21 protein-coding genes are annotated in these 24,817 nt (G+C 73.3%); 4 read left to right on the top strand and 17 right to left on the bottom strand.

Features of this window, described 5'->3' with window-relative positions; genetic code table 11:
* Nucleotides 1-276 precede the first annotated feature (276 nt).
* Entirely contained in the window at nucleotides 277-1,797 is a 1,521-nt protein-coding gene (locus CK485_RS20145) for a hypothetical protein (RefSeq protein WP_109452510.1), read from the bottom strand.
* Between the two features lie 491 nt (nucleotides 1,798-2,288).
* Here CK485_RS20145 and CK485_RS20140 point away from each other — a divergent pair, with 491 nt between their 5' ends.
* The gene (locus CK485_RS20140; protein ID WP_109452508.1) at nucleotides 2,289-2,957 is read left to right on the top strand and encodes a bifunctional DNA primase/polymerase; all 669 of its coding nucleotides are present in this window, start codon (nucleotides 2,289-2,291) and stop codon (nucleotides 2,955-2,957) included.
* A gap of 114 nt (nucleotides 2,958-3,071) precedes the next feature.
* Here the strand turns inward: CK485_RS20140 and ftsY are convergent, their stop codons facing one another.
* Complete coding sequence (gene ftsY, locus CK485_RS20135) at nucleotides 3,072-4,292, bottom strand: signal recognition particle-docking protein FtsY (protein ID WP_109452506.1); 1,221 nt, start codon at nucleotides 4,290-4,292, stop codon at nucleotides 3,072-3,074.
* A gap of 244 nt (nucleotides 4,293-4,536) precedes the next feature.
* Between ftsY and CK485_RS20130 the strand changes: the two genes are divergently transcribed.
* Nucleotides 4,537-5,991 carry a cytosine permease gene (locus CK485_RS20130; RefSeq protein ID WP_109452504.1) on the top strand — a complete coding sequence of 485 codons (1,455 nt, stop codon included), beginning with the start codon at nucleotides 4,537-4,539 and terminating at the stop codon, nucleotides 5,989-5,991.
* Between the two features lie 173 nt (nucleotides 5,992-6,164).
* On the opposite strand, the gene CK485_RS20125 is transcribed toward CK485_RS20130, so the two are convergent.
* The 4 genes from CK485_RS20125 to CK485_RS20110 form a co-directional block, all read right to left on the bottom strand.
* Nucleotides 6,165-7,592, bottom strand: coding sequence for a sugar porter family MFS transporter (locus CK485_RS20125; RefSeq protein WP_199239400.1), 1,428 nt, complete (start codon nucleotides 7,590-7,592; stop codon nucleotides 6,165-6,167).
* 261 nt (nucleotides 7,593-7,853) lie between these two features.
* Nucleotides 7,854-11,570 (bottom strand): AAA family ATPase, encoded by a 3,717-nt coding sequence (locus tag CK485_RS20120; protein WP_109452500.1) that lies wholly within the window; start codon nucleotides 11,568-11,570, stop codon nucleotides 7,854-7,856.
* Nucleotides 11,571-11,907: 337 nt separating this feature from the next.
* Nucleotides 11,908-12,108: a hypothetical protein gene (locus CK485_RS20115; RefSeq protein ID WP_109452498.1), complete on the bottom strand. Its 201-nt coding sequence runs from the start codon at nucleotides 12,106-12,108 to the stop codon at nucleotides 11,908-11,910.
* A 494-nt stretch (nucleotides 12,109-12,602) separates the two neighbouring features.
* Nucleotides 12,603-12,929: an acylphosphatase gene (locus CK485_RS20110; RefSeq protein WP_109452496.1), complete on the bottom strand. Its 327-nt coding sequence runs from the start codon at nucleotides 12,927-12,929 to the stop codon at nucleotides 12,603-12,605.
* A gap of 263 nt (nucleotides 12,930-13,192) precedes the next feature.
* Here CK485_RS20110 and CK485_RS20105 point away from each other — a divergent pair, with 263 nt between their 5' ends.
* Nucleotides 13,193-13,972 (top strand): CAP domain-containing protein, encoded by a 780-nt coding sequence (locus tag CK485_RS20105; RefSeq protein ID WP_241968416.1) that lies wholly within the window; start codon nucleotides 13,193-13,195, stop codon nucleotides 13,970-13,972.
* A gap of 83 nt (nucleotides 13,973-14,055) precedes the next feature.
* On the opposite strand, the gene CK485_RS20100 is transcribed toward CK485_RS20105, so the two are convergent.
* Together CK485_RS20100 and CK485_RS20095 are read right to left on the bottom strand one after the other, a co-directional pair.
* Nucleotides 14,056-15,063, bottom strand: a complete 1,008-nt coding sequence (locus CK485_RS20100) for an alpha/beta hydrolase (RefSeq protein ID WP_109452492.1) — start codon at nucleotides 15,061-15,063, stop codon at nucleotides 14,056-14,058.
* 140 nt (nucleotides 15,064-15,203) lie between these two features.
* Nucleotides 15,204-15,815 carry a flavodoxin family protein gene (locus CK485_RS20095; RefSeq protein WP_109452490.1) on the bottom strand — a complete coding sequence of 204 codons (612 nt, stop codon included), beginning with the start codon at nucleotides 15,813-15,815 and terminating at the stop codon, nucleotides 15,204-15,206.
* Nucleotides 15,816-15,950: 135 nt separating this feature from the next.
* Here CK485_RS20095 and CK485_RS20090 point away from each other — a divergent pair, with 135 nt between their 5' ends.
* The gene (locus CK485_RS20090; protein WP_109452488.1) at nucleotides 15,951-16,424 is read left to right on the top strand and encodes a helix-turn-helix domain-containing protein; all 474 of its coding nucleotides are present in this window, start codon (nucleotides 15,951-15,953) and stop codon (nucleotides 16,422-16,424) included.
* Here the strand turns inward: CK485_RS20090 and mutM are convergent.
* From mutM to recG, 9 genes are all read right to left on the bottom strand, one after another.
* Nucleotides 16,400-17,272, bottom strand: coding sequence for a bifunctional DNA-formamidopyrimidine glycosylase/DNA-(apurinic or apyrimidinic site) lyase (mutM, locus tag CK485_RS20085; RefSeq protein WP_109452486.1), 873 nt, complete (start codon nucleotides 17,270-17,272; stop codon nucleotides 16,400-16,402). The two genes, CK485_RS20090 and mutM, sit on opposite strands and share 25 nt — an antisense overlap.
* Nucleotides 17,273-17,387: 115 nt before the next feature.
* Nucleotides 17,388-18,197, bottom strand: coding sequence for a ribonuclease III (gene rnc, locus CK485_RS20080; protein ID WP_109452484.1), 810 nt, complete (start codon nucleotides 18,195-18,197; stop codon nucleotides 17,388-17,390).
* Nucleotides 18,198-18,216: 19 nt separating this feature from the next.
* Entirely contained in the window at nucleotides 18,217-18,390 is a 174-nt protein-coding gene (gene rpmF / locus CK485_RS20075; protein ID WP_109452482.1) for a 50S ribosomal protein L32, read from the bottom strand.
* Nucleotides 18,391-18,392: 2 nt separating this feature from the next.
* Nucleotides 18,393-18,989 (bottom strand): YceD family protein, encoded by a 597-nt coding sequence (locus tag CK485_RS20070; protein WP_199239399.1) that lies wholly within the window; start codon nucleotides 18,987-18,989, stop codon nucleotides 18,393-18,395.
* A gap of 208 nt (nucleotides 18,990-19,197) precedes the next feature.
* Nucleotides 19,198-20,364: a cell division initiation protein gene (locus CK485_RS20065; protein WP_109452478.1), complete on the bottom strand. Its 1,167-nt coding sequence runs from the start codon at nucleotides 20,362-20,364 to the stop codon at nucleotides 19,198-19,200.
* A 150-nt stretch (nucleotides 20,365-20,514) separates the two neighbouring features.
* On the bottom strand, nucleotides 20,515-20,994 hold the full coding sequence (coaD, locus tag CK485_RS20060; RefSeq protein WP_241968499.1) for a pantetheine-phosphate adenylyltransferase: 480 nt from the start codon (nucleotides 20,992-20,994) through the stop codon (nucleotides 20,515-20,517).
* A 26-nt stretch (nucleotides 20,995-21,020) separates the two neighbouring features.
* A complete protein-coding gene (gene rsmD / locus CK485_RS20055; RefSeq protein ID WP_109452474.1) occupies nucleotides 21,021-21,632 on the bottom strand; it encodes a 16S rRNA (guanine(966)-N(2))-methyltransferase RsmD in 612 nt (203 codons plus the stop codon).
* Between the two features lie 187 nt (nucleotides 21,633-21,819).
* On the bottom strand, nucleotides 21,820-22,347 hold the full coding sequence (locus CK485_RS20050) for a hypothetical protein (RefSeq protein WP_109452472.1): 528 nt from the start codon (nucleotides 22,345-22,347) through the stop codon (nucleotides 21,820-21,822).
* Between the two features lie 140 nt (nucleotides 22,348-22,487).
* Nucleotides 22,488-24,737 carry an ATP-dependent DNA helicase RecG gene (recG, locus tag CK485_RS20045; RefSeq protein ID WP_199239398.1) on the bottom strand — a complete coding sequence of 750 codons (2,250 nt, stop codon included), beginning with the start codon at nucleotides 24,735-24,737 and terminating at the stop codon, nucleotides 22,488-22,490.
* Nucleotides 24,738-24,817 lie beyond the last annotated feature (80 nt).

Here is a 24,817-nt window from a genome sequence, read left to right as displayed (position 1 = left end):
CGCGGGCGTGACGAAGGCGGCCGCCGTGTTACGGCGAGGTGAACCGCCGCACGCCACCGGGTGCGCCGGTGCAGGCCGGGGCACAGCGGGACGAGCTGGGCGCGTGGGGTGAGGGAGTGAGGCGCGCGCGGCGCGAAAGAGCCGTGCGAGGCGGCGGCGGGGAGAACCGGCCGCGGCGTCCTGCGTCGAACCGTGGCGTGGGAGAGCCAGTTCGGGCGTGATCGGCAGGACACCGCGGCCGGAGCGCGGGGATGGGCTTACGGGCGGGTCTGGGGCTCAGACGGCCGTTCGGGCCGCCGCCTGGGCGTCGTCGGGCAGTTCGGTGCGGAGCCGGTCGCGCAGCGAGATGACCTCGGCCACCGTGCCGTAGTCGCGCAGCGCCGCGTCGGCGGTCTTGCGGATGCGGGTGTTGACCCGTTCGGAACGGACCTTCTTGGCGACGTCGATGGCCCGTCCGGCCAGGTCGGACGCCTGCTCCGGCTCGGCCTTGAGCAGGTGGACGCTGGCCATGCCGACCAGGTTGAGGGCGTAGGAGCGCTGGTGCTCGGGGTCGGCGGCGAACAGCTCGACGGCCCGGCTCATCACCGGCGCGGCGAGCGAGGCGTAGGTGGGGCTGCGCCCGGCGACGTAGGCGAGGTCGCGGTAGGAGTGGGCGTTCTCCGCGTTCAGCTCGGCCTCGGAGAAGAAGCGGATCCAGTCCGGGTCCTCGGCGGGCAGGGAGTCGCTGAAGGCGTCCTCGGCCATCCGCACCGCTCGGTGGCACTTGTTGACCTGCCCGAGACTGGCGTACGCGCGCGCCTCCATCGCGTGCAGCATCGCCTGGGTGGTGGCGGTGGCGGAGTCACGGCTGCCGTACTGCGCGAGATGGATGAGCTCCAGGGCGTCGTCGGGGCGGCCGACGTGGATCATCTGGCGGCTCATGTTGGACAGCACGTAGGCGCCGAGCGGGCGGTCGCCGGCCTCCTTGGCGGCGTGCAGCGCGAGCACGAAGTACTTCTGCGCGGTGGGCTGAAGGCCGACGTCGTAGCTCATCCACCCGGCCAGTTCGGCCAGTTCGGCGGTGACGCGGAACAGGCGTTTGGCCACCGGCGCCGGGTGCGGCTCCTGCAACAGGTCGGTGACCTCGTGGAGTTGGCCGACGACCGCCTTGCGCCGCAGGCCGCCGCCGCACTGCGCGTCCCACTGGCGGAACATCACCGTGGTGCTCTCCAGCAGGTCCAGCTCCGGGCCGGACAGCCGGGTCGGCCGGGAGCCCCGGGCGGCCGGGACCGCGGCGAGGGGGCCCTGCGGCGCGCCGCTCCCGGGGGTGGGCACCAGCCAGCGCTGCATCGGTTCCACGAGGGCGGGCCCGGCCGACAGCGCGAGGGAGGCGCCGAGGAAGCCGCGGCGGCCCAGCATCAGGTCGCTGCGGGAGAACTCGCTGATCATCTCGACGGTCTGCGGCGCCGCCCACGGCAGGTCGACGCCGGAGGTGGCGGGCGGCTGGTGGGCGGTGCGCAGGCCCAGTTCCTCGATGGCGACCACCGCGCCGAAGCGCTCGGAGAACAGCTCGGACAGGATGCGCGGGATGGGCTCGCGGGGCTGCTCGCCGTCCAGCCAGCGCCGCACCCGGGAGGTGTCGGTGCACACGTGGGTGGCGCCGATCTGCCGGGCCCTGCGGTTCACCTGCCGGGCCAGCTCGCCCTTCGACCAGCCGCTGCGTACGAACCACGAGCCGAGCTTGGCGTTGGCCTGCTTCTCGCTGCCCCCGCCCGCGCCGCCGTTCGTGCCGCCGCTGGTGTCGTCGGTGCCGCCCACCCGGAACGCCTCCCTGTTCTGTGTCCCCGTGCCGTTGCCACCCGTGCTGTGCTGCCCAGCCGCCTCGGCGCCCCGTCAACTGCCTTCAGCATGCCGCCGGTTGGCGGTCCTGTCGCACCATCCGTCAACCCTGGTTGCCGAATACGTGTGCGGGGAGTGCCGTTGGCATACCCGCCGGGCGTACCGGCCCCGAGGGCCGGTGAACCGAAAGTAACCCCCCGATCACCCGTCCGGCGAGGGCGGACGTGGAAACGCCACCATTCGCCACCCCCGCGGATGAACTCTTCCTCCGTCGCGCGCGATTCACTTGACACGTGGCGACCGGGCCGGAGCGGAGGGGAGCGTTCGGCGGCGCGTGACGAGGGGCGCGCGACCCCGGGTGCGGCGGTACGCCACCCCGCCGCCCGTCCCGCCCCCGGACGACCCGTCAGTTCCCAGGGGTTATCGGCCGATTACGTAACCAACGGCCCCTTAGGAGTGTTGGAGGTGACATGGGCTTCACGATCGGCAGTTTCCGGGAGATCCGGGACATCGCGCCCGGCACCCGCCGCCGTACCCGTACCTCGGTGCGCGCCACGGTCGCGGAGTACACCGGGCGGTACGGCTGGGTGGTGGCCCCCGGCGCCCGCGCGGTGCGCGGCGAGTGCAGCTGCGGCGACCCCGGCTGCCCCGCGCCGGGCGCGCACCCGCTGCGCTTCGCCTCCGAGATCCCGGCGGGCACCTCGCCGGCCCGGGTCGCCGAGGCGTGGGACGAGACACCGGGCGCCGCGGTGCTGCTGCCCGCCGGGCGCTCCTTCGACGCGCTGGACGTGGCCGAGGAGGCGGGCTGCCAGGCGATGGTCCGGCTGGAGCGGATGGGCCTGCGACTCGGTCCCGTGCTGGCCACCCCGACCGGCCGGGCGCAGTTCTTCGTGGCGCCGGGCGCGGCCGCGGAGCTGCCCAGCCTGCTGTACCGGATGGGCTGGGACGACACCGGTCTCGACCTGCGCTGCCTGGGCCGGGGCGACTACGTGACCGCGCCGCCCTCCGACCTCGGCGGGCTCGGCCCGGTCCGCTGGCTGCGCCCTCCCTCCCCCGACCGCCAGCCGCCGGAGGCCCGGTTGCTGCTCGGGACGCTGGCGTACGTGTGCCACCGCCACGGGCTGCCCGTGCGCTCCTGAGCCCCTACGGGACGGGTGCCGTGCCTTCTGAGCGCCTACGGGAACGGGTAAGGGGTGCTCGCCCACGGTGAGCACCCCTTACCCGTCCTGGGTCCGCACGGGTCCCGCGCGGACTCAGTCGCCGATCAGCGCGTCGACGAACGCCTCCGGCTCGAACGGCGCCAGGTCGTCCGGGCCCTCACCCAGGCCGACCAGCTTGACCGGTACGCCCAGTTCGCGCTGGACGGCCACGACGATGCCGCCCTTGGCGGTGCCGTCCAGCTTGGTCAGGGCGATGCCGGTGATGTCGACCACCTCGGCGAAGACGCGGGCCTGGACCAGGCCGTTCTGCCCGGTGGTGGCGTCCAGGACGAGGATCACCTCGTCGACCGGACCGTGCTTCTCGACGACCCGCTTGACCTTGCCCAGCTCGTCCATCAGGCCGGTCTTGGTGTGCAGGCGGCCCGCCGTGTCGATGAGCACGACGTCGGCGCCCTCGGCGATACCTTCCTTCACCGCGTCGAAGGCCACCGACGCCGGGTCGCCGGCCTCGGGGCCGCGCACGGTGCGGGCGCCGACGCGCTCGCCCCAGGTCTGCAACTGGTCGGCGGCGGCGGCCCGGAAGGTGTCCGCCGCGCCCAGCACCACGCTGCGCCCGTCCGCGACCAGCACCCGGGCGAGCTTGCCGGTGGTGGTGGTCTTCCCGGTGCCGTTGACGCCGACGACCATCAGCACGGCCGGGTTGTCGGTCACGCTCTCGGTGTGCAGGGTGCGGTCGAGGTCGGTGCCGACCAGCGTCAGCAGCTCCTCGCGCAGCAGGGTGCGCAGTTCGGCCGGGGTGCGGGTGCCCAGGACCCGTACCCGGGTGCGCAACCGCTCGACGAGTTCCTGGGTGGGGGCGACGCCGACGTCGGCGGTCAGGAGGGTGTCCTCGATCTCCTCCCAGGTGTCCTCGTCGAGGTGCTCCCGCGACAGCAGGGCCAGCAGGCCCTTGCCGAGGGTGTTCTGCGACCGCGACAGCCGGGAGCGCAGCCGCACCAGGCGGCCCGCGGCGGGCTCGGGGACCTCGACGGCCGGCGGCGCGGCGGCGGCCTCGGGCTCCTCGGCCTCCGGCGGCAGGGTGACCACCGGGGCCTCCGGCAGGCCCACCTCCTCGATGGTCCTGCGAGGTTCGTCACGTGGGGTCTCCGCGTCCTCGCCGACGTGGGGCTCGGCCGGAGGGGCGGTGATCCTCGGTTCTGCCGACGACGGCGGCGCGGGCGGCAGCTGCTTCTTACGGCGGCTGCCGATCACGAGACCGCTGAGCGCGCCGACCGCGACCAGGGCGATGACTACAGCAAGGATGACGGTTTCCATAACGCCCTCCAGTATCGGCCACGGCCCGGCCGCGCCGTGCGCAGGCGGCGCGGCGGTGGGCCGGGTCGCCGGGCCGGGACTCGTGGTGACGGCGGGAGATCCGGCACAATGGGACAAAGCTCACGGTTGACGTTTTGTTCAGGCGCATATGATCCTGGGGCCGTGACGCGCGTAGATCATGCGCGGCAGCATTGTTCCGCTCCGCGGTTCCACCGCCTTCCCCTTCCTCCGGAGTACCTCCGCCATGGACCACACGCGCGCCGGCGAGGCGAGCAGCGCCATAGAGACCCGGGGCATCGAGCCCGTTCCCGACAGCGAGCGACGCGGCCGTGTCCGTGAACTCTTCCCGACCTGGGTCGCCGCGAACATCAGCGTGCTGCTGCTCACCATGGGCGCGGGCCTGGTGGTCTCCAACGGCCTGAACTTCTACCAGGTACTGCTGGTCGCGATCCTCGCCCCGGTCGCCAGCTACGGCATCGTGGGCTTCCTGGCCATCGCGGGCAAGCGGGGCGGCGCCCCGGGCATGACGCTGTCGCGGGCGGTCTTCGGCCAGCGCGGCAACCTCTTCCCCGGCGCGGTCACCTGGATCGCCCGCTGGGGGTGGGAGACGATCAACGCGGTCACCGGGGCCTACGCGGTGCTGACCATCCTGAACCTGCTGTTCGGGATCAAGAGCAACACGGTGCTGATCGTCGTCACGCTGCTGTTCTTCGTCGGCTGCACCTTCACCGTCTCCGGCATGGGCCGCACCGTGCTGCTGCTGTGCAACAAGTGGTCGGCGTACCTGTTCGGCGCGTTCAGCGTCGCGGTGCTGGTCTACCTGGTCGGGCACACCCACTGGTCGCAGGTCTTCTCGCGGCCGGGCGGCAGCACCGCCGCACTGATCGCGGGCGTCGGCACGATAGCGGCGGGCGGCATCAGCTGGGCGCCCTCCGGCGCCGACTTCGCCCGCTACCTGCCGCGCCGGGCGTCCGACAAGGGCATCGTCGGCAACACCGTCGGCGGCGCCGGGATCGTGGTGGTCCCGCTGGTGCTGATGGGCGCGGTGATGGCGGTCGGCACGCCGGACCTGGCGTCGGCCACCGACCCGGTCTCGTTCATCGGCAAGCTGCTGCCGACCTGGATCTCGGTGCCGTACCTGCTGATCGCGCTGATCGGCATGCTGCTGATCAACAGCATGTCGATGTACTCGGCCGGCTTCACCGCGCAGACCCTGGGCTTCCGCATCCCGCGCGCCGCGGCGGTGAGCGTCAACGCGGTGATCAGCCTGGTCTTCGGTTCGCTGCTGATGATCGTGGCGACCAGCTTCATCAGCTCGTTCATCTCGTTCCTGACGCTGCTGGCGGTCTCGTTCTCGGCGTGGATCGGCGTGTTCGGCGTGGACATGCTGCACCGCAGGAGCTATGACGCGAAGGCGCTGATGGACACCTCCCGCTCCAGCGCCTACTGGTACAAGGGCGGCTTCGCCTGGCAGGCGATGACCGCGTGGGCGGCCGGGCTGGCCTGCGGCCTGTGCTTCACCTCGATCTCCTGGTTCTCCGGCCCGCTGGCGTCCAGCTGGCCCGGCCGCAACGGCCTCGGCTGGGCGGTGACCATCGTGGTCTCGGCGGTGCTGTACGGCGTGCTGCCCCGGCGCCGCCCGTCGCGCACCCCTGCCGCGGAGCCGGCCGAGGTGACCGAGGCCGCCGCCACGGTCTGAGCCCCGGCGGGCGGACGAACGGCGCGGCCCGGGGCCGCGGGCGGAATCGCACCGCTCGCGGCCCCGGGCCGCGCCGTTGCCGTCTCGCTGTGACGGCGATGAGCTGCCCCGGCTCGGGGCCGGGGACGGCGGCCGGGCCGGGGCAGCGGGCTGGAGGAGCGGGCGGCGGGGTGTTAGCCCATCTCCTCCAGGGACTTGCCCTTCGTCTCCTTGACCAGGAAGACGACGAAGGGGATCGACAGCAGCGCGAAGCACGAGTAGATGACGTACGCGCCGGACAGGTTCCAGTCGGACAGCGTCGGGAAGCTGACGGTGATCACCCAGTTGGCGATCCACTGCGCGGAGGCGGCGACGCCCAGCGCGGCGGCGCGGATCTTGTTGGGGAACATCTCGCCGAGCAGCACCCAGACCACGACGCCCCACGACAGCGCGAAGAACAGCACGAAGCTGTGCGCGGCGACCAGGGCCACCGTGCCCTGGGTGTTGGGCAGGTGGATGTTGCTGCCGTGCCCGGTCTTGTACGAGAACGCCCAGGCGGCCAGCGCCAGCGAGATCGTCATGCCGACCGAGCCGATGATCGACAGCGGCTTGCGGCCGATCTTGTCCACGAAGAGCATCGCGATCACCGTGCCGATCACGTTCACGATCGACGTGGTGAAGGAGTACAGGAACGAGCTCGTCGGGTCGATGCCGACCGACTGCCACAGCGACGACGAGTAGTAGAAGATCACGTTGATGCCGACCAGCTGCTGGAAGGCCGACAGCCCGATGCCGATCCACACGATCGGCAGGAAGCCGCCCCGTCCGCCGAGCAGGTCGCGGAAGGTGGACTTGTGCTCCCGGCGCATCGCGTGCCGGATCTCCTCGGCGCGGGCGTCCAGGTCGGTGCCGGCGCCCTCGACCTCGCTGAGCACCTTCTTGGCGGCGTCGTCCCGGCCGACCGACAGCAGGAAGCGCGGCGACTCGGGGATGGCGAAGGACAGCAGGCCGTAGAGCACGGCGGGCACCACCATGACGCCCAGCATCCACTGCCAGGCCTCCAGGCCGCCGAGCTTGCCGCGCTGGTCGCCGTTGGCCATCTGCAGGATGCCGTAGTTGACGAGCTGCGAGATGGCGATGCCGACGACGATCGCGGCCTGCTGGAACGAGCCGAGCCTGCCGCGGTAGGCGGGCGGCGCGACCTCGGCGATGTAGGCGGGGCCGATCACCGAGGCCATGCCGATGCCGAAGCCGCCGATCACCCGCCACATGGTCAGGTCCCACACGGCGAACGGCAGGGCTGAGCCGACCGCGCTGATGGTGAACAGCACCGCGGCGATGCGCATCACCCAGATACGGCCGATGCGGTCGGCGATCCGTCCGGCCAGCGCGGCGCCCACCGCGCAGCCGAGCAGCGCGGCGGCGACGACCTGCGCGAGCAGGCTGTGGCTGATGCCGAACTTGCCCTGGATGCCGACCACGGCGCCGTTGATGACGGAGCTGTCGTAGCCGAACAGGAAACCGCCCATGGCGGCCGCCGCGGTGATGAAGACGACGTGCCCGAGGTGGTCGGTGGCGGCCTGCGGGCCACCCGGCGTCACGCCTGGTCGTGTGCTGGTCAAGGTGAACTCCTGGGGCTCGTCGGTGAGCCCTGCGGTGTGTGGGCCTGGATCTCGAGTGTCAGGCGATCCACCGACCGTCACCACTCGACCATCCGTCGAAGGTTGAAACGACGTTTCAGAGGCTATGCGTTCAAGTTTCGAAGTCAATAGGAGGTCAGGTGTCTGTTTGGACACAGGACGCATCACTCGGCGTTCACATGTTGAAGATCGCGGTGCATGCCATCGGCCATCGGACGGACGCGGCCAAGGCGCGGGGCCCGTTCAGGCGGGGCGCTTGCCGCTCTCCCGGAGCCGTTGGCTGATCACCTTCGAGACACCATCACCCTGCATCGATACGCCGTACAGGGCATCGGCGACCTCCATCGTCCGTTTCTGGTGCGTGATCACGATCAGCTGCGAACTCTCCTGGAGCTCACGCATGATCCCGATCAGGCGTTGCAGGTTGGTGTCGTCCAGCGCCGCCTCGACCTCGTCCATCACATAGAACGGACTCGGCCGGGCCTTGAAGATCGACACCAGCAGGGCCACCGCGGTCAGCGACCGCTCGCCACCCGACAGCAGCGACAGCCGCTTGACCTTCTTGCCCGGCGGCCGCGCCTCGACCTCCACGCCTGTGGCCAGCATGTCGTCCGGATCCGTGAGCACCAGCCTGCCCTCGCCCCCGGGGAACAAACGCGAGAAGACGCCCTCGAACTCCCGCGCGGTGTCGTGGTACGCGGCGGTGAAGACCTGCTCGACCCGCTCGTCGACCTCCTTGACGACCTGGAGCAGGTCGGCGCGGGTCTTCTTCAGGTCCTCCAGTTGCTCGGTGAGGAACTTGTGCCGCTCCTCCAGCGCCGCGAACTCCTCCAGCGCCAGCGGGTTGACCTTGCCCAGCTGCGCGTAGGCGCGCTCGGCGGCCTTCAGGCGCTTCTCCTGCTCGGCGCGCACGTAGGGGCGCGTCGGCGTCTCCTCCTCCGCTTCGGCCTGCGGAGCCTCCGCGTGCGGCTGCTCGCCCTCGGCGGGCAGCGGGGCGGGGACGGGCTGGTCGGGGCCGTACTCGGCGATCAGGCCGGCCGGCTCCATGCCGTGCTCCTCCAGCGCCTTGGCCTCCAACTGCTCGACGCGCAGCCGCTTCTCCGCGCCCAGCACCTCGCCGCGGTGGACCGAGTCGGTCAGCTTGTCCAGCTCGGACTTCCAGCCGCGGGCCGCGTCCCGTTCCGCGGCGAGCGCCGCCTCGCGCTCCGCCTTGGCGTGTTCGGCCGCGGCGCGCTCCCGCTCGGCGCGCTCCAGCGAGACCGTCACGTACTCCAGCAGCCCGCGGGCCCCGGACGCCACCGCCGAGGCGACGCGCGCCTCGTGGGCCAGCCGGGCCTTGCGGCGCTCGGCTCGGGCCCGGTTCTCGCGCTCGGCCCGGGCCGCGCGGTCCAGCGAGTCGGCGCGCCCGGCCAGCGCCTTCACCCGCTCCTCGTGGGTACGCAGTTGCAGCCGCGCCTCCATCTCGGTCTGGCGGGCGTTGGCGCCGTCGGCGGCGAGCCGGTCGCGGGCGGCGGTGTCCGGTTCCTCCTCGGCGGGTTCCTCCTCGGCCTCGCTCAACCGCCCCGCCAGCTCCGCCAGTTCGCCGCTCGCCCGCGACAGCGCCTCCTCGGCCCGTACGACGGCGGCGGCGGTGCGCTCGGCCTCACCCGCCGCGGCGCGGGCCTGACCGGCGAGCCTGCCGAGCTGCTGGGCGACGGCGGACCGCTCCTTGTCCGCGGTGCGGCGCCGCGCCGCGAGGTCGTCGACCTGGCGGGCGGCCGCCGCGCGGCGCTCCTTCGCGGCGGCCTGCGTCTCGGCGAGCGCCGCGCAACGGGTCGCGAGGCGCTCCAGGCCCGCGGCGGCCTCGTCCACGGCGGCCTGGGTCTCCAGCAGGCTGGGCGCGCCCGCCGAGCCTCCGTGCGCGAAGTGCGCCGCGAGCAGGTCGCCGTCGGCGGTCACCGCGACGGCCTGCGGGCGGTCCGCGACCAGCTCCTGCGCGGCGGCGAGATCGGCGACGACCACGGTGTCGCGCAGCAGACGGCGCACCGCGGGCAGCAACTGGGGCGGCCCGGTGACGAGTTCGGCGGCGGGAACGGCGCCGGGCGCCTCCGGGGCCGCCGGGCTCTGATGGGGAACACCGACGGAGGCCGGGCGGGGCTCCGGGGCGCGGGGGGCGGGCGGCGCGGGTGCCTCGGCGCGATCGCCCTGGGCCGTCGCGGCGGCGCAGGCGCCCGTCGCCCGGGCCGGGGCGCGCTCCCCCTCGCCGCAGCCCACGAGCAACGCGGCCCGGCCCGCGTCGTCCTCGCGCAGCAGCCGCAGCGCCTCGGCCGCGGCAGCCGGCGTGGCGACCGCCACCGCGTCGGCCGCGGCGCCCAGGGCGGCGGCGATCGCGGCCTCGTGGCCCGGGGTCACGGTCAGCAGTTCCGCGGCCGGACCGAGCAGCCCGGTCAGGCGTCCGGCGGCGGCCAGCAGGGCGGCGCCTCCGTCCTTGCGGCGCAGGCCGAGCGCCAGCGCCTCGTGCCGGGCGGCGAGCGCGGCGCGTTCGCGTTCCGCGGCGGTTGCCGCGTCGCGGGCCGCGGCCAGCGCCTCCTCGGCGTCGGCCAGCTCCCGCCGGGCCGTCTCGTGCGCCGCCTCCAGCTCGGTGTCGACCGCCTCGGCGCCCTCCACCTCGGACTTCAGCCGCTCGTACTCCTCCTGCGCGCTCACCGCGCGCTCCGCCGCCTCGTCGCGGGCCGCGGTGAGGCGGCCGATCTCCGCCTCGGCGGCGCCGGCCCGGCTGCGGGCGGCGTTGACCTGGCCGTGCAGCCGGGCGAGCAGCTCGCGGCGGTCGGCGATGGCGCGGGCGGCGGCCTTCAGGCGCGCTTCCTCGGCAGCCAGGGCGCGTTCCAGCTCCGCGCGGTGCGCGACGGTGTCCTGAAGCGCGTAGCGGGCGGCCTCCAGCGCGGCGGTCAGCTCGGCCTCCTGCTCGCGCACCCGTGCCGCCTCGCGTTCCAGCTCCTCCGGGTCACGGCCGTGCCGCTCCTCGGTCCGTTGGCCGGTGGCGTGCCGGACCCGCTGCTCGGCCAGGCCGATCGTGCCACGCACGCGTTCGGCCAGTTGCGACAGGCCGTACCAGGTCTGCTGAGCGGCGGCCAGGCGCGGGCCGATCTCCCGTACCTGCTGCTCCAGTTGGGCCTCCCGCTGGGCGGCGGCCTCGACCGCGGCCTCCACGGCGTCCTTGCGTTCCCTCAGGGCCGCCTCGTCGGCGACCTCGGCCCGCAGCGCCTCGCGCAACGTCACCAGGTCGTCGGCGAGCAGCCGCAGCCGCGCGTCCCGCAGGTCGGCCTGGATGACGGCGGCGCGCCGGGCGACGGCGGCCTGCCTGCCCAGCGGCTTGAGCTGGCGGCGCAGTTCCGCCGTCAGGTCGCTCACCCGGGCGAGGTTGGCCTGCATCGCGTCCAGCTTGCGCAGCGCCTTCTCCTTGCGCTTGCGGTGCTTCAGGACGCCCGCCGCCTCCTCGATGAAGGCCCGGCGGCCCATCGGGTCGGCGTGCAGGACCGAGTCCAGCTGGCCCTGACCGACGATCACGTGCATCTCGCGGCCGATGCCGGAGTCGGACAGCAGCTCCTGGATGTCCAGCAGGCGGCAGGTGTCGCCGTTGATCTGGTACTCGCTGCCGCCGTTGCGGAACATCGTCCGCGTGATGGTGACCTCGGCGTAGTCGATGGGCAGGGCGCCGTCGGCGTTGTCGATGGTGAGGGAGACCTCGGCGCGGCCCAGCGGCGGGCGGCCGGTGGTGCCCGCGAAGATGACGTCCTCCATCTTGCCGCCGCGCAGGCTCTTGGCGCCCTGCTCCCCCATGACCCAGGACAGGCCGTCCACGACGTTGGACTTGCCGGAGCCGTTCGGGCCGACGACGCAGGTGATGCCCGGTTCGAAACGCAGGGTGGTGGCCGAGGCGAAGGACTTGAAGCCTCGCAGGGTCAGGCTTTTGAGGTGCACGCCGACCTCTCCTCCTCCGGGTTGCCGGGCAGTCGGACTCTACAGTTCGGCCACGGTTTCGCCGGGGAGGGCGCAGGGCACATCAGACGGTAGAAGGCGGCGGACGGGTCGGCGAAGACCCGGTGACCGCCGGTGAAACGGGGGCGAGCGACGGGGGTGTCACTCAGCGGGCGCGGCCACGCCGCGAGGCGTGCGTGGACGCCGGGCACGGAAGTCATGGAGACGGCGGACGGCGAGCGGGGCGTCCCGGAAACGACGAAGGGACGCCGAAGCGTCCCTTTGCAGAATCATCTGCGGTGCTGACGTGGTTGATCCGGCCCGAGGGGCGTGGACCGGATCAAGCGAGAGCAGGCTCCGCCTGGGATACGTCAATGCTGTCGAGCAGCGACTCTTCGCGCGACGAGACCAGCGCTTCGTTCTCGGCCTGGATCCGGACGAGCTCGGACTCCAGGTCCTGAACGCGCTGCTGAAGCCGTCGCATCTCGGCGAGGAGTCGCGGGTCGGGGCCGCCGACGTAACCGAGAAGCGCCTTTGCCATGATGGATGGTCCTCCACGCTGAGTGACCGACCTGTGCGGTGTGGGTCGTGAGGGGGCTGCCGCACCCGCCGTTTTCGCCGCTGCCGTTGCTTGTCAGACGACCGAACAGCTAAGGTGCGCGGGGCTTCCAGCGTCTCACCAAATGGTTTGACGGTCAACACGATCACGCCCCACTCGTCCGGCGTGCCGTCACGACACGCGGCGCGCGACGCGCCGCGGAGGCACCCGCGGGGGCTCGGAGATCATCCTTGCTGCCGCAGCCTGGCACGGCGGGAGCCGTTTGGCAAGGTTCCGCAGGAAGCTGTCACCGGCACCCTTCCCGGCTGGTCGCGCCGCCCGCGCGCCCCTCACGCGGGCGGGACCCCCACGTCGTGGATACGTCATGGATGACGTAGGGCGCGGGGCGCGAGCCCTTCCCCGCCGGCCCGCCGCCGTTCAGCGCGTCCCGCCCGCGCGACGCGACCGTTCAGCGCGTCCCGCCGGCCCGCCGCCGTTCAGCGTTCGGTGAACCCCACGTACCCGCCGCCTGGCGCGCCCCACATCTCCGTCACGCCGTCCACCCTGCCGGGGGTGGCCCCCTCGCGCAGCGAGGCCAGCAAGCGGTCGCAGGCGTCGCGCGGGCCCTCGGCGACCACCTGGACACGGCCGTCGTGGAGGTTGGACGCGTAGCCGGTGAGGCCGCCGATCTCCAGGGCGCGGGCGCGCGTCCACCAGCGGAAGCCGACGCCCTGCACCCGCCCGCGCACCCAGGCGGTCAGCCGTACGGGCCTGCCGGAGGTGTCCGGGTCATCCTGGTGACCTGTGTGGGCGGAGCCGTTCATGAGGCCACCGTATCCCGTCAATTGCGCACGCCTCACTCCCGTCACGGCGCCGGTTCGGTACAGTCGCGCCGCAACTGCGTTCACCCGTTCGGGTGATTGCGGGAAGCCGACACCCGGAAGTGAGGGCCGTGCGCATGGGCCGCCACCGACTCGATCCGCCCGCCCCGGCCGCCGCCCCGCGCGGCCCCGCCGGTCACCGGCGTCGGCAACACCCGGCGCGCACCGGCCTGTTGGGCGCCTCCGCGGCAGTGGCGGTGGGGGCCGTGGCGGTGGCCACCGGACTGCTGCCGACGCCCTCGGGCCTGCCGGGCGGTGGTCGCGTCCTCGGAGGCGGTGACGACGCGCCGGGCGGGCTCACCCAGGCGGACGGCACGCCCACCTCGCTGCTGGGCGGCCCGGACTCCGGCGGCTCCACCGCGGGCGGCGGCCCGACCGCGCCCGGCGGACAGACCCGGGGCGGCTCTTCCACCGGCGGCGCGGTGCCCGCGCCCGCGGTCTCGCCGACCGCGACCCCGGGCCGCACGGCGACCCGGCCGGGCCCGACGGTCACCGTGCCGCCGTCCGGTTCCGGCGCCGGTACCGCGAGTGGCGGCGCGACCTCCTCGGGGCCGGCGTCGGGTCCGGCCACCCCGGTCGCCACGGCGACGCCCAGCGCGCAGAGCGCGTCCGCGGTGGCGGCGGGCGAGGTGCTGGCCCTGGTCAACCAGGCGCGGGCGAAGGCGGGGTGCCAACCGCTGGCCACCGATGCCAAGCTGACCGCGCTGGCGCAGGACTTCAGCACCGAGATGGGCACCCGGGGGTTCTTCGACCACACCGACCCGGACGGCAAGTCCCCCTGGGACCGGGCGAAGACGCTGGGGATCGGCAACCTCGCCGGCGAGAACATAGCCCGCGGCCAGGCCGACGCCCAGGCGGTCATGGCCGCCTGGATGCAGAGCCCGGGCCACCGCGCCAACATCCTCAGCTGCGACTACCACTCCATCGGGATCGGCGTGTACTACGGCCCCGACGGCCCTTGGTGGACCCAGGACTTCGGCTTCTGAGCCGGCCTCGGCGGGCGCGCGCCGGGCCGGGCGCGCCGGGCCGGTCCCGCCGGTGCCGGCCTCCGCCGCCGCTTCCGCTCCCGCTACCGCCGGGGCATGGGCCGGAACACCGCCGCGAGCCAGGAGGTCAGGAGCCGGTTGAGCTCCTCGGGGCGTTCCTGCTGGAGCCAGTGGCCGCAACCGTCCAGGATGTGGGAGGAGACCAGGGCGGGGAGGGTGGCGGGGTAGGCGTCGAGCGCGTCGGCCATCCAGACGGTGGAGGCGTCGAGGGCACCGCCGACGAACAGGGACGGCTGGGTGAGCGGGGCGCCGTCGAGGCCGGCCAGGTCCTCCCAGTCGCGGTCCATGTTCCGGTAGCGGTTGAGTGCCCCGGTCAGGCCGGTGCGTTCGAACTCCCCGGCGCAGTGGTCGAGTTCGGCTTCGGTGAGCCACGAGGGGAGCCGGTCCGCGGGGAACCGGTCGCGCAGGGTCGCTCCGGCGCTGACGAAGTGCGGGTCGGGCTCCTGCGGGCCCGGCATGGTGTCGCCGGACAGCGCCGCGTAGAAGCCCGCGAGCCAGCCCCGGACGTCGGGCTCGATCTCGGCCTCCGCGCGCCCCGGCTCCTGGAAGTAGGAGACGTAGAACTCCTGGTCCCCGCCCATCCGCGCGAAGACGTCGCTGGGGCGGGGGCCGCCGGGCGGGGTGTACGGGACGCTGAGCAGCCCCACCGCGCGGAAGACCTCCGGGTGGAGCAGGGCGGAGACGGCCGCGATGTTCGAGCCCCAGTCGTGCCCGACGATCACCGCTGTCTCCTCGCCCAGCGCGCGCACGACGGCGACGTTGTCCGCCACCAGGGCCCGCATCCGGTACTCCTCGATCGCGGACGGCTTGGAGGAACGTCCGTAACCGCGCACGTCGAGCGCCACCGCGCGGTAGCCCGCCGCGGCGAGGGCCGGGAGCTGGTGGCGCCAGGAGTACCAGGTCTCGGGGAAGCCGTGGACGAGCAGGACCAGCGGCCCGGTGCCCTGCTCGACCAGGTGCAGGCGTCCGGCGGGCGCGTCGACGGTGCGGTGGTGCGGGCGCGGGTGCGCGGGCGGGGCGGGTCGGGGCATGGCTTCTCCTTGGGCTCCCGGGTGGCCGTGAAACGCCTTGATCATGCGGCGCGGCGGCCCGGGAAGGCGACCGGAGTTGCCGTTTCGGCAAACCGCCGAGGCCGTCGCCGAGCCGCCGGGACCCCCGCGACGGACCGCCGTCAGGCCGCCGCGGCCGGGGCGTAGCGCTTCGCGGTCAGGGCGACGCGGCGGCCGAGGTGTTCGGCGGTGGCGACGTCCGCCTTGTGCACGCCCTCCGGGCCCTCGTCGCTGTTGGTCTGGGCACCCGCGCCGAGGAAGAAGCCCAGGCGGTTGAGGTCGTTCTCGGAGGCGGTGGAGGCGTTCCAGCCGGGGAGCAGGCCCAGGCTCACCCAGTGCATGCCGTGCTGTGCGGCCAGCACGGTGAAGAACTGGAGGGTGTGCAGCTTGTCGCCGCTCTTGGAACCGGAGTTGGTGAAGCCCGCTGCCAGCTTGTCCTGCCAGGCCCGCGAGGCCCAGCGCTTGGAGGTGGCCTCGGCGAAGGCGTGGAAGGCGCCGGAGGCGGTGCCCATGTAGGTCGGCGATCCGAAGACGATGGCGTCGGCCGCGTCCAGCAGCGCCCAGCCCTCGTCGGTGATGCCGTCGACGTTCACGAGGTGGACGGTGGCGCCCTCGGCGACGGCGCCGTCGCGGACCGCCTCGGCGAGGACGGCGGTGTGGCCGAAGCCGGAGTGGTAGGCGATGGCGACGACGGGGGTGGCGGCGTTGACGGGGGCGGGGGCAGGGGTGGTCACGGGTGCTCCTCGGAAGGCGGCGGGACGGCGGGATGCTCGCGGCGCACGGCCTGGCGGCGCCGCTCCCACATCAGAGCACTTTCCAAAAGAAAGCGCAACCCATTAGTTAGCGCTGCGTCGGAGTACGCTGGAGCCATGGACGCGACCGCCCCCACCCCGAAGGCGCACACCCCGGCAGCCCCCGGTCCGAAGGCCCCCAGCCGGGAGGCCTCCGGCCGGGAAGCCGCCCGCACCGAGGAGCCCTGCTCGCCGTACGACGTCTTCGCCCGCCACTGCCCCTCCCGCCAGACGCTGGAGCACGTCACCGGGCGCTGGGGAAGCCTCACCCTGACCGCGATCAGCGACAGCACGGTGCGCTTCAACGAGCTGCGGCGCCGGGTGGACGGCGTGAGCGAGAAGATGCTGTCCCAGACGCTGCACGCGCTGGAGCGCGACGGCCTGGTCAACCGCAGGTCGCAGGGGACCAACCCGCCTCGTGTCGACTACTGCCTGACCCCGCTGGGGCATGACGTGGTGCGGCGGCTGCGGGAGCTGTTCGACCTGGTGGAGGGGCGGATGCCCGAGGTGCTGGCGGCGCGTGAGGCCTACGACGCGCGCGGCGGGCGCTGACAGCGCGGGCAGAAGTAGCTGGAGCGGTTCATCCACGGCCGGCGGCGGATCGGCGTGCCGCAGCGGCGGCAGGGCTCGTCCTCGCGTCCGTAGGCGTCCAGCGAGCGGTCGAAGTAGCCGGACTCGCCGTTGACGTTGACGTAGAGGCTGTCGAAGCTGGTGCCGCCCACGTCGAGGGCGGCGGTCATGACGTCACGGATGTGGCCGACGAGTTCGGCGGTGCGCGGCCGGGTCAGGCTCGCGGTGGGGCGGTCGTAGTGCAGGCGGGCCCGCCACAGCGCCTCGTCGGCGTAGATGTTGCCGACGCCGCTGATCAGCGACTGGTCGAGCAGGGCGCGCTTGATCGTGGTGCGGCGGCGGCGCAGCGCGTCGTGGAAGGCGTCCTCGTCGAACGCGGCCTCCATCGGGTCCGGCGCGATGTGGGCGAGCGGCAGCGGCAGGCCGAGCGCGGCGTCCGGGCCGTCCGGAACGCGGGGGTGCACCGAAAGGCCGCCGAAGGTGCGCTGGTCGACGAAGCGCAGTTCGGTGGCGACGTCGTCGGCGAAGCGCAGCCGGACGCGCAGGTGCTTCTCGTCGGGCGCGGACGGCGGCTGGACGAGGAGCTGGCCGCTCATGCCGAGGTGGCCGAGCAGCGAGCCGCCGTCGTCCAGCGGCAGCCACAGGTACTTGCCGCGGCGGTGCGCGTCGCCGACCACCGCGCCGCGCAGCCGGGCCGCGAAGTCCTCGGCGCCCTCGGTGTGCCGGCGCACCGCGCGGGCGTGCCGGACCTCGACGTCGGCGACGGTGCGGCCGCTGACCCAGCGGGCCAGACCGCGGCGGACCACCTCGACCTCGGGCAGCTCCGGCATGACCTTCCTCGGGACGGTGATCCGGCTCGGGCCCGCCCCCAGCGCGTGGGGGGCGGGCCCGGTGCCGTACGGATGCGGACGGGAGCCGGCGGGAGCGAACGCCCGCGCCGGGCCGTTACTGCGCCGCGGTCTCCGCGGTGCCGGCGGGCTCGGCGGCGCCGGCCTGCGCGGACTGCGCCGCCGCGGCCTGCCTGGCCGTCTCCTCCTGCTTGGCGCGGATCTCCCGCCAGGCGGACTCGGCGGCCTGCTGCTCGGCTTCCTTCTTGCTGCGGCCGGTGCCGGTGCCGTACGTGACACCACCGACGCGGGCGGCAGCCGTGAAGGTCTTCTCGTGGTCCGGGCCCGCCTCGGTGACCAGGTACTCGGGCACACCGAGCCCTTCGGTCGCGGTGAGTTCCTGGAGGCTGGTCTTCCAGTCCAGCCCCGCACCGAGGTTGGAGGACTTCTCGATCAGGGGGTCGAACAGCCGGTGCACCAGTTCGGAGGCGGCGTCCAGGCCCTGGTCGAGGTAGACCGCGCCGATGACCGCTTCGAGGGTGTCGGCGAGGATCGACGCCTTGTTGCGTCCGCCGGTGCCCTCCTCGCCCCTGCCCAGGCGGACGAAGCTGCCCAGTTCGAGACCGCGGGCGACCTCGGCGAGGGCACGCGAGTTGACCACCGCGGCCCGCAGCTTGGCCAGCTGGCCTTCGGGCAGGTCGGGGTGGGCGCGGTAGAGCGTGTCGGTGACCACCAGACCGAGCACGGAGTCCCCGAGGAACTCCAGCCGTTCGTTGGTCGGCAGCCCGCCGTTCTCGTACGCGAACGAGCGGTGGGTCAGCGCACGCACCAGAAGGGCGGGTTCGAGTGTGTACCCGAGCCGCCCTTCCAGGAGCGTGTGGGACGAGGCTGCCTTACCGGCGTCTGCCGACGACGTGGCGTCTGACATGGAGCCTGTCACCCGCCGATCAGACCTCAAGCACCTGACGCTTGTTGTAGGTGCCGCAGCTCGGGCACGCGATGTGCTGGAGCTTCGGCTCGTGGCAGCGCTCGCACGCCACCAGGCTCACGGGCGCAGCCTTCCACTGCGAACGGCGGTGGCGCGTGTTGCTGCGCGACATCTTCCGCTTCGGAACAGCCACGGCTACTTCTCCTGTGGGTCGTCCCCGCTCGCGCGGGGTGCGTTGTCCTTCTCGCCGTCCTGGAGGGTGTCGGCGAGTCCCTGCAGTGCCGCCCAACGGATGTCGGCGACGTCGTGGTGGTGGTCGGGGTCGTCCGCGAGCCGCGCTCCGCACTCGGAGCACAGACCCGGGCAGTCCTCCCGGCACACCGGCTGCAACGGCAGTGCGAGCACCACCGCGTCACGCAGCACGGGTTCGAGGTCGAACAGGTCGTCCTCGACGAAGAGCGTCTCCTCCTCGTCGTCACCGTCGGCCTCGGCGGACTCGCCGCCGAACCGCTCACCGGCGTCGGGGTAGGAGTACAGCTCCTGGAAGTCGGTGTCGAGCTCGCGCTCGATCGGCTCCAGACACCTTACGCACTCGCCCGTGACCGGCGCATGGGCGGTGCCGGTGACGAGCACACCCTCCATGACCGACTCCAGCCGCAGGTCGAGCTCGACCGGCGTCCCCTGCGGGACTCCGATCACCCCGGCGAGACCGAGGTCGGCCGGTGCGGGTGCCGTGCGGGAGACCTTCTTCATCGCGCCAGGACGACGACCCAGCTCACGCGTGTCGAACACGAGCGGGTCGCGATGGTCGAGGCGGGCGTTGATGGCTTCCTGCTTTCCTTGGTGCTTTGCCGTACGACGTGGTGAGTGCCGTCCGGCGCGGGCCCGGGTTAAAGCGGGCAGCCGAAAACCGGCACGTGTTCACAGGCCGGAGGTGTCAGGATACTGGACGCGCGTCGCAGACCCAACTCGTCCCCCGTCCGCCCCGGACTCCGGCCGGTCAGCGGCCCTGTTCCAGCTCCCGCAGCCGGTCCAGGTCGATCATGCCGGTGTCGAAGAAGCTCGTCTCGTCCAGCCCGGCCGGCTGCGGTGCCTGGTGGGGCTGGTGCGCCTGCTGCTCGTACGGGGACTGCTGGTGCGGTACGTGCGGCTGGTCGTAGCCCTGCGGCTGTTCCTGCCAGCCGTACGCGGCCGGGTCGGCGTACTCGGTGCCGTACTCGGGCCGCTGCTGGGGCTGCTGCGGGTAGCCGTAGCCGTCGTAGCCGGGCTGCGGCTGGGCCCAGCCGTCCTGCGGGTAGCCGTACTCCGCGCCGGGCTGGGCGGCGGCCGCGGCCGGGTACTCCGCGGCCGGGTCGTACGGCTGCTGGGGCTGCTCCGGGTAGCCGTAACCGGCGCCGGGGTCGACCGGGGTGGCCTGGGCCGCCTGGTCCTCGCCGCCGAACGGGGCTCCGGCGAGCCCGGCGAGGTACTCCGCGTCGCTCTGGTGGGCCGCGCCGCCCTCGGCCGCGTCCTGGGCGGCCAGGTGCGCGCCGAGGTCGTCGATCGGGCGGTGGCCGGTGAGCTTCTGGCGGCCCCGGCCGACCGCCTCGAGCGTCTTGGCGAGCACCGCCTCGAAGGCGCCGAGCTTGGCGTCCACGTAGGTGTCGGCGCGGCGGCGCAGCTCCTCCGGGTCGGCGCTGCGCTCGGGCACCTCGTCGTCCGCCTCGTCCTGCGGGGCGCCCGGGTCGCGGCCGAGCAGCTTCTCGCGGCCGCGGTCGACCGAACCGAGAGTCTTGGTGAGGACCACCTCGAAGTTGGCGAGCTTGCTGTCGACGTACTCGTCGGCCTCGGCCCGGATCTCCTCGGCCTCGCGGCGGGCCTCGGCGAGGATGCGGTCGGCCTCCTCCTGGGACTGCCGGGCGATCTCGGTGTCGGAGACCAGGGAGCCGCGGTGCTGGTGGGCGGACTCGATGATCCGTTCGGCCTCGGCGCGCGCCTCTGCCACCATCTGGTCGCGGTCGCCCAGCAGTGCCTGGGCCTGGGAGAGCGAGTCGGGCAGCGCGTCGCGGACCTCGGCCAGTTGGGCCAGCAGGTCGGCGCGGTTGACCACGCAGGAGGCGGACATCGGCATGGAGCGCGCGCCTTCGACGGCCGCGACGATCTCGTCGAGCTTCTTCTGCACGTCCATGGTGCTGTCAGTCTCTCCTCGGCCGGACCCCGCGGACCGGCGGTCGCCGTACGGGTCAAGCAGACTCTACGACCACCGGGCACACCCGGCACAGTGACTGACGCGGCGTCAGCCCCCCGCGGGTCGGGGGCCGTGCCGCGCCGGACGCGGTCAGCTCCGGTCCAGCTTGGCGCGCAACGCGGTCAGCACCGGCTCCGGTACCAGGTGGGAGACGTCGCCGCCCCACTGGGCGACCTCCTTGACCAGGCTGGAGGAGAGGAAGGAGTAGGTGGGGTTGGTGGGCACGAAGAGCGTCTCGACGCCGGACAGGCCGTTGTTCATCTGGGCCATCTGCAGCTCGTAGTCGAAGTCGCTGACCGCTCTGAGGCCCTTGACGATGGCCGGGATGTCGCGCTGCTTGCAGAAGTCGACCAGCAGCCCGTGGAAGGACTCCACCACGACGTTGCCGAACCCCGCGGTGACCTCCTCGATCAGCGCGATCCGCTCGTCGACGGCGAACAGGCCCTGCTTGGACTTGTTGATCATCACGGCGACGTAGACCTGGTCGTACAGCCGGGACGCGCGGGCGATGATGTCGAGGTGTCCGTTGGTGATGGGGTCGAAGGACCCCGGACAGACGGCGCGGCGCAACAGTGGTTCCTCGCTCTCCGGTGCGTTCATGACGCGGGCGTGCCCGCGCCGCCGGTGTGATCACCGGCGGATGTCGCGGCGGCGCGACCGTACCAAAGCGTGCCTTCTCCGTAGCGACGGGCCCGCAGCCCCTCGAACCCCTCGGGCCAGCGGAACTCGCCGCCCCGGGTGCTCCTCTCCACGGTGGCGACGGCGTCCGGCGCGAGCCAGCCCCCGGCGGTGAGTGTGAGCAGGATCTCGCGCAGTTCGTCGTCGGTGACGGCGTACGGCGGGTCGAGGAAGACCAGGTCGTACGGCTCGCCCGGGGGCGGTCCCGCGACCAGCTTCTCGGCCCTGCCGGGGCGCACCTCGGCGCCGGGCAGTCCGAGGGCGCGCACGTTGTCGCGGATCACCCGGGCGGCGCGGGCGTCCGCCTCGGCGAGCAGCACGTGGGCGGCGCCCCGGGAGAGCGCCTCGAGGCCGACCGCGCCGGAGCCGCCGTACAGGTCGAGCACGCGGGCGCCGTCCAGGGTGCCGCGCAGCGACTCCCAGCTGGAGAACAGCCCTTCGCGCGCCCGGTCCGAGGTGGGCCGGGTGCCGAGCCCCGGCGGCACGGCCAGCCGCCGTCCTCCGGCCGCTCCGGCGATCACGCGGGTCACGTCGTCGTCACGTCCTCAAGGGTCGGGTGGGCGGTGGAACGGCGCCGCTGAAGCGCCGTTCCACCAGTACATCACCCGGCCGCGACCGGCTCGACCCGCGCGGGCGCGAACCTGCCGCGCCGCGCGTCGCCCCGAAAGCCGTTGTGCCAGTTGTCGTCGTCACCACTGCTGGGCGTGTGGGCCATGGTCACTCGGCGTTCCCCTCCTCCACCGTGCCGGCGGCGCCGACGACGGCGGCCGACGCGTAACGGGACCAGGACAGGCAGCCGTCCGGCGGGCAGTGCTCCGGGCGGCGCGGGTCGTGCCCCAGCTCGCGCAGCTTGGTGCGCAGCGAGTCCGGGGTACGGCCGAAGCGGGCGGCGATGCGGGCGATGGTCTCGCCGTCGTGGAACCTGCGGACGAGTTCCTCCTCGTGCTGCGGTATCCAGGGCGCGCCGTGGCCGGGGAACAGCTCCCGCAGCACGTCCCGGTCGGGTATCGGCTCGGCGACGTCGGCCACCAGGGCCAGCGCGCGCAGGGCGCGGTTGAGGGCGATGCGCAGGGACGCCACGTCCCGCAGCGGCAGGCGCAGCTCACCGGACGCGAGCGGGGTGTCGGGGTCGGCCTCGCTCCAGCCGGCCAGCCCCAGGGTCACCGTGGTGTCGTCGTCACTGGCGAGTTCGATCCGGAAGACCCGCTCGCCCAGTGGCAGTTCGTTGAGATGACGGAACGCCATGATTTCAGCCCCCAATGGTCCAACTCGGCCCATCCATCGACGGATCGGCCGAACTGCTTTCATTCTCCCAGGGGGGTCTGACAATGACGGGCCGTCAGGAACCGTGCGCCGGCGGGGGCCCCAGGTGCGTCGGGCGGCTGTCAGCCCTTCTCCAGATATCCCTCGCGCGAGGCGTCCACCAGCGCGTCCAGCGCGGTCAGCAGGTCCGGGTGGGCTGAGAGCCGCGGGTCCTCGGCGACCAGTGCGCCGGCCTCCTCGCGGGCCGCCTCGATGACCTCGGCGTCGTCGATGACGGCGAGCATCCGCAGGCTGGAGCGGGTGCCGGACTGGGCCTGGCCCAGCACGTCGCCCTCCCGGCGCTGTTCCAGGTCGACGCGGGAGAGCTCGAAGCCGTCGAGGGTCGCCGCGACCGCCTCGAGCCGGGGGCGGGCGGGGCTCGCCTCGGGCGCCTCGGTGACCAGCAGGCACAGCCCGGGCGCGGAGCCCCGGCCGACCCGGCCGCGCAGCTGGTGCAGCTGCGAGACGCCGAACCGGTCGGCGTCCATGATCATCATCACGGTGGCGTTGGGCACGTTCACCCCGACCTCGATCACCGTGGTCGCCACCAGCACGTCCACCTCACCGGCCGAGAAGCGGCGCATCACGTCGTCCTTGGCGTCCGGGGCCATGCGGCCGTGCAGCGCCTCGACCCGCAGGCCCTTCAGGGGCCCGGCGGCCAGCTGCTCGGCGACCTCCAGCACGGCCGGCGCGGGCCGCCGTTCACCGTCGTCGGGACCGTCCGCGTCGGCCTCCTTCCCCGAGGCCTTCGCGCCCTTCGCGCCCCGCGCGCCCTCCGCGTCGGCAGCGTCCTCGTCGTCGCCGATGCGCGGGCAGACCACGTACGCCTGGTGGCCGCCCTCGACCTCCTCGCGCACCCGCTCCCACGCACGGCTGAGGAAGTGCGGCTTGTCCTTGGCGGGCACCACGTGGCTGGCGACCGGCGAGCGCCCGGCGGGCAGCTGGTCGAGAACGGAGGTCTCCAGGTCGCCGAAGACGGTCATGGCGACGGTGCGCGGGATGGGGGTGGCGGTCATCACCAGCAGGTGCGGCGGCTGCTTGCCCTTGCCGCGCAACGCGTCCCGCTGTTCGACGCCGAAGCGGTGCTGCTCGTCCACGACGACCAGACCGAGGTCGTGGAAGGCGACCTTGTCCTCGATCAGCGCGTGGGTGCCGATGACGATGCCCGCCTCGCCGGTGACCAGGTCCAGCAGCGCCGCGCGGCGGGCGGCGGCGCCCATCGAGCCGGTGAGCAGCACGACCTTGGTGCCCAGTTCGGACCCACCCAGCATCCCGGCCTCCGCCAGGTCCCCCATCATCTCGGTGATCGACCGGTGGTGCTGCTGGGCCAGGACCTCGGTGGGCGCCAGCAGCGCGGCCTGTCCCCCGCTGTCGACCACGGCGAGCATCGCCCGCAGCGCCACCAGCGTCTTGCCGGAACCCACCTCGCCCTGGAGCAGCCGGTGCATGGGGTGTTCGGTGGCGAGGTCGGCGAAGACCTCGGCGCAGACCGTCCGCTGGCCGTCGGTCAGGGTGAACGGCAGCCTGGCGTCGAACGCGGCCAGCAGGCCGTCCGCCCGCGGGACCCGGGCGGTGGCGGGCAGGCTCGCGTCGGCGGCCCGGCGCCGGGCCAGCGCGACCTGGAGGACGAACGCCTCGTCCCACTTCAGGCGGTCGCGGGCGGCGGCGATGTCCGCCTTGGTGGCCGGCCGGTGCACCTTCCGCAGCGCCTCGGGGAGCGTGGCCAGGGCGCGCCGCTCGCGCAGCCGCTCCGGCAGCGGGTCGGCGACGTCCGTCCAGTCGATGGAGTCCAGCACCGTCTGCACGCACTGCGCGATCTGCCAGGAGGCGATCTGCTTGCACGCCGGGTACAGCGGCAGCAGCTTCCCGGCGAACGCGTCCACCGCGTCCCTGGCCTCCTGCCCGCTGGCGTCGTCCAGCAACTGGTAGTCGGGGTGTGCGAGCTGGCGGGCGCGGTTGAAGACGGTGACCTTGCCGGCGAACATCCCGCGGCTGCCGGGGACCAGCCTGGTGTGGTGGAAATGGGCGGCCTTGTTGAAGAACACCAGGGTCAGCGTGCCGCTGCCGTCGGTGACCTGGACCTCCAGCCGCACGCCGCGGCCGTGGTTGTAGGTCTTCTTCTCCGCCTTGGCCACCCGCGCGACGACGGTGACATGCTCGTCCAGCGGCAGGTCGGCCAGCCGGGTCAGCTCGCCGCGTTCGGCGTAGCGGCGCGGATAGTGGTGCAGGAGGTCACCGACGGTGTGCAGGTCGAGGTGGTCGGCCAGGACCTTCGCGGTGCGGTCGCCGACCACCTTGCGCAGGGGCTCTCGCAGGGCGGACACGCTGTCCATCTTGGCGCACGTCTCGGACAACGGGCCTCTGACCGGCCGTCCGCTCCCGTCCCGTGAGTCGTCCCGCCACGTCCGGCCGG

This window comes from Streptomyces sp. ICBB 8177 (genome assembly GCF_003144095.1).
Classification (GTDB): Bacteria; Actinomycetota; Actinomycetes; order Streptomycetales; family Streptomycetaceae; genus Streptantibioticus_D.
The sequence above is the reverse complement of the archived record's forward strand: the minus strand, read 5'-3'. Positions and strand labels throughout refer to the sequence as shown.

What these genes read in the sequence shown, in the direction of transcription:
- CK485_RS20065 (WP_109452478.1), bottom strand. Translation starts at nt 20,364, where the DNA reads ATGGACGTGCAGAAGAAGCTCGACGAGATCGTCGCGGCCGTCGAAGGC.
- CK485_RS20110 (WP_109452496.1), bottom strand. Translation starts at nt 12,929, where the DNA reads ATGAACGGCTCCGCCCACACAGGTCACCAGGATGACCCGGACACCTCC.
- CK485_RS20100 (WP_109452492.1), bottom strand. Translation starts at nt 15,063, where the DNA reads ATGCCCCGACCCGCCCCGCCCGCGCACCCGCGCCCGCACCACCGCACC.
- rnc (WP_109452484.1), bottom strand. Translation starts at nt 18,197, where the DNA reads ATGTCAGACGCCACGTCGTCGGCAGACGCCGGTAAGGCAGCCTCGTCC.
- mutM (WP_109452486.1), bottom strand. Translation starts at nt 17,272, where the DNA reads ATGCCGGAGCTGCCCGAGGTCGAGGTGGTCCGCCGCGGTCTGGCCCGC.
- recG (WP_199239398.1), bottom strand. Translation starts at nt 24,737, where the DNA reads ATGGACAGCGTGTCCGCCCTGCGAGAGCCCCTGCGCAAGGTGGTCGGC.
- CK485_RS20050 (WP_109452472.1), bottom strand. Translation starts at nt 22,347, where the DNA reads ATGGCGTTCCGTCATCTCAACGAACTGCCACTGGGCGAGCGGGTCTTC.
- CK485_RS20090 (WP_109452488.1), top strand. Translation starts at nt 15,951, where the DNA reads ATGGACGCGACCGCCCCCACCCCGAAGGCGCACACCCCGGCAGCCCCC.
- CK485_RS20140 (WP_109452508.1), top strand. Translation starts at nt 2,289, where the DNA reads ATGGGCTTCACGATCGGCAGTTTCCGGGAGATCCGGGACATCGCGCCC.
- CK485_RS20130 (WP_109452504.1), top strand. Translation starts at nt 4,537, where the DNA reads ATGGACCACACGCGCGCCGGCGAGGCGAGCAGCGCCATAGAGACCCGG.
- CK485_RS20115 (WP_109452498.1), bottom strand. Translation starts at nt 12,108, where the DNA reads ATGGCAAAGGCGCTTCTCGGTTACGTCGGCGGCCCCGACCCGCGACTC.
- ftsY (WP_109452506.1), bottom strand. Translation starts at nt 4,292, where the DNA reads ATGGAAACCGTCATCCTTGCTGTAGTCATCGCCCTGGTCGCGGTCGGC.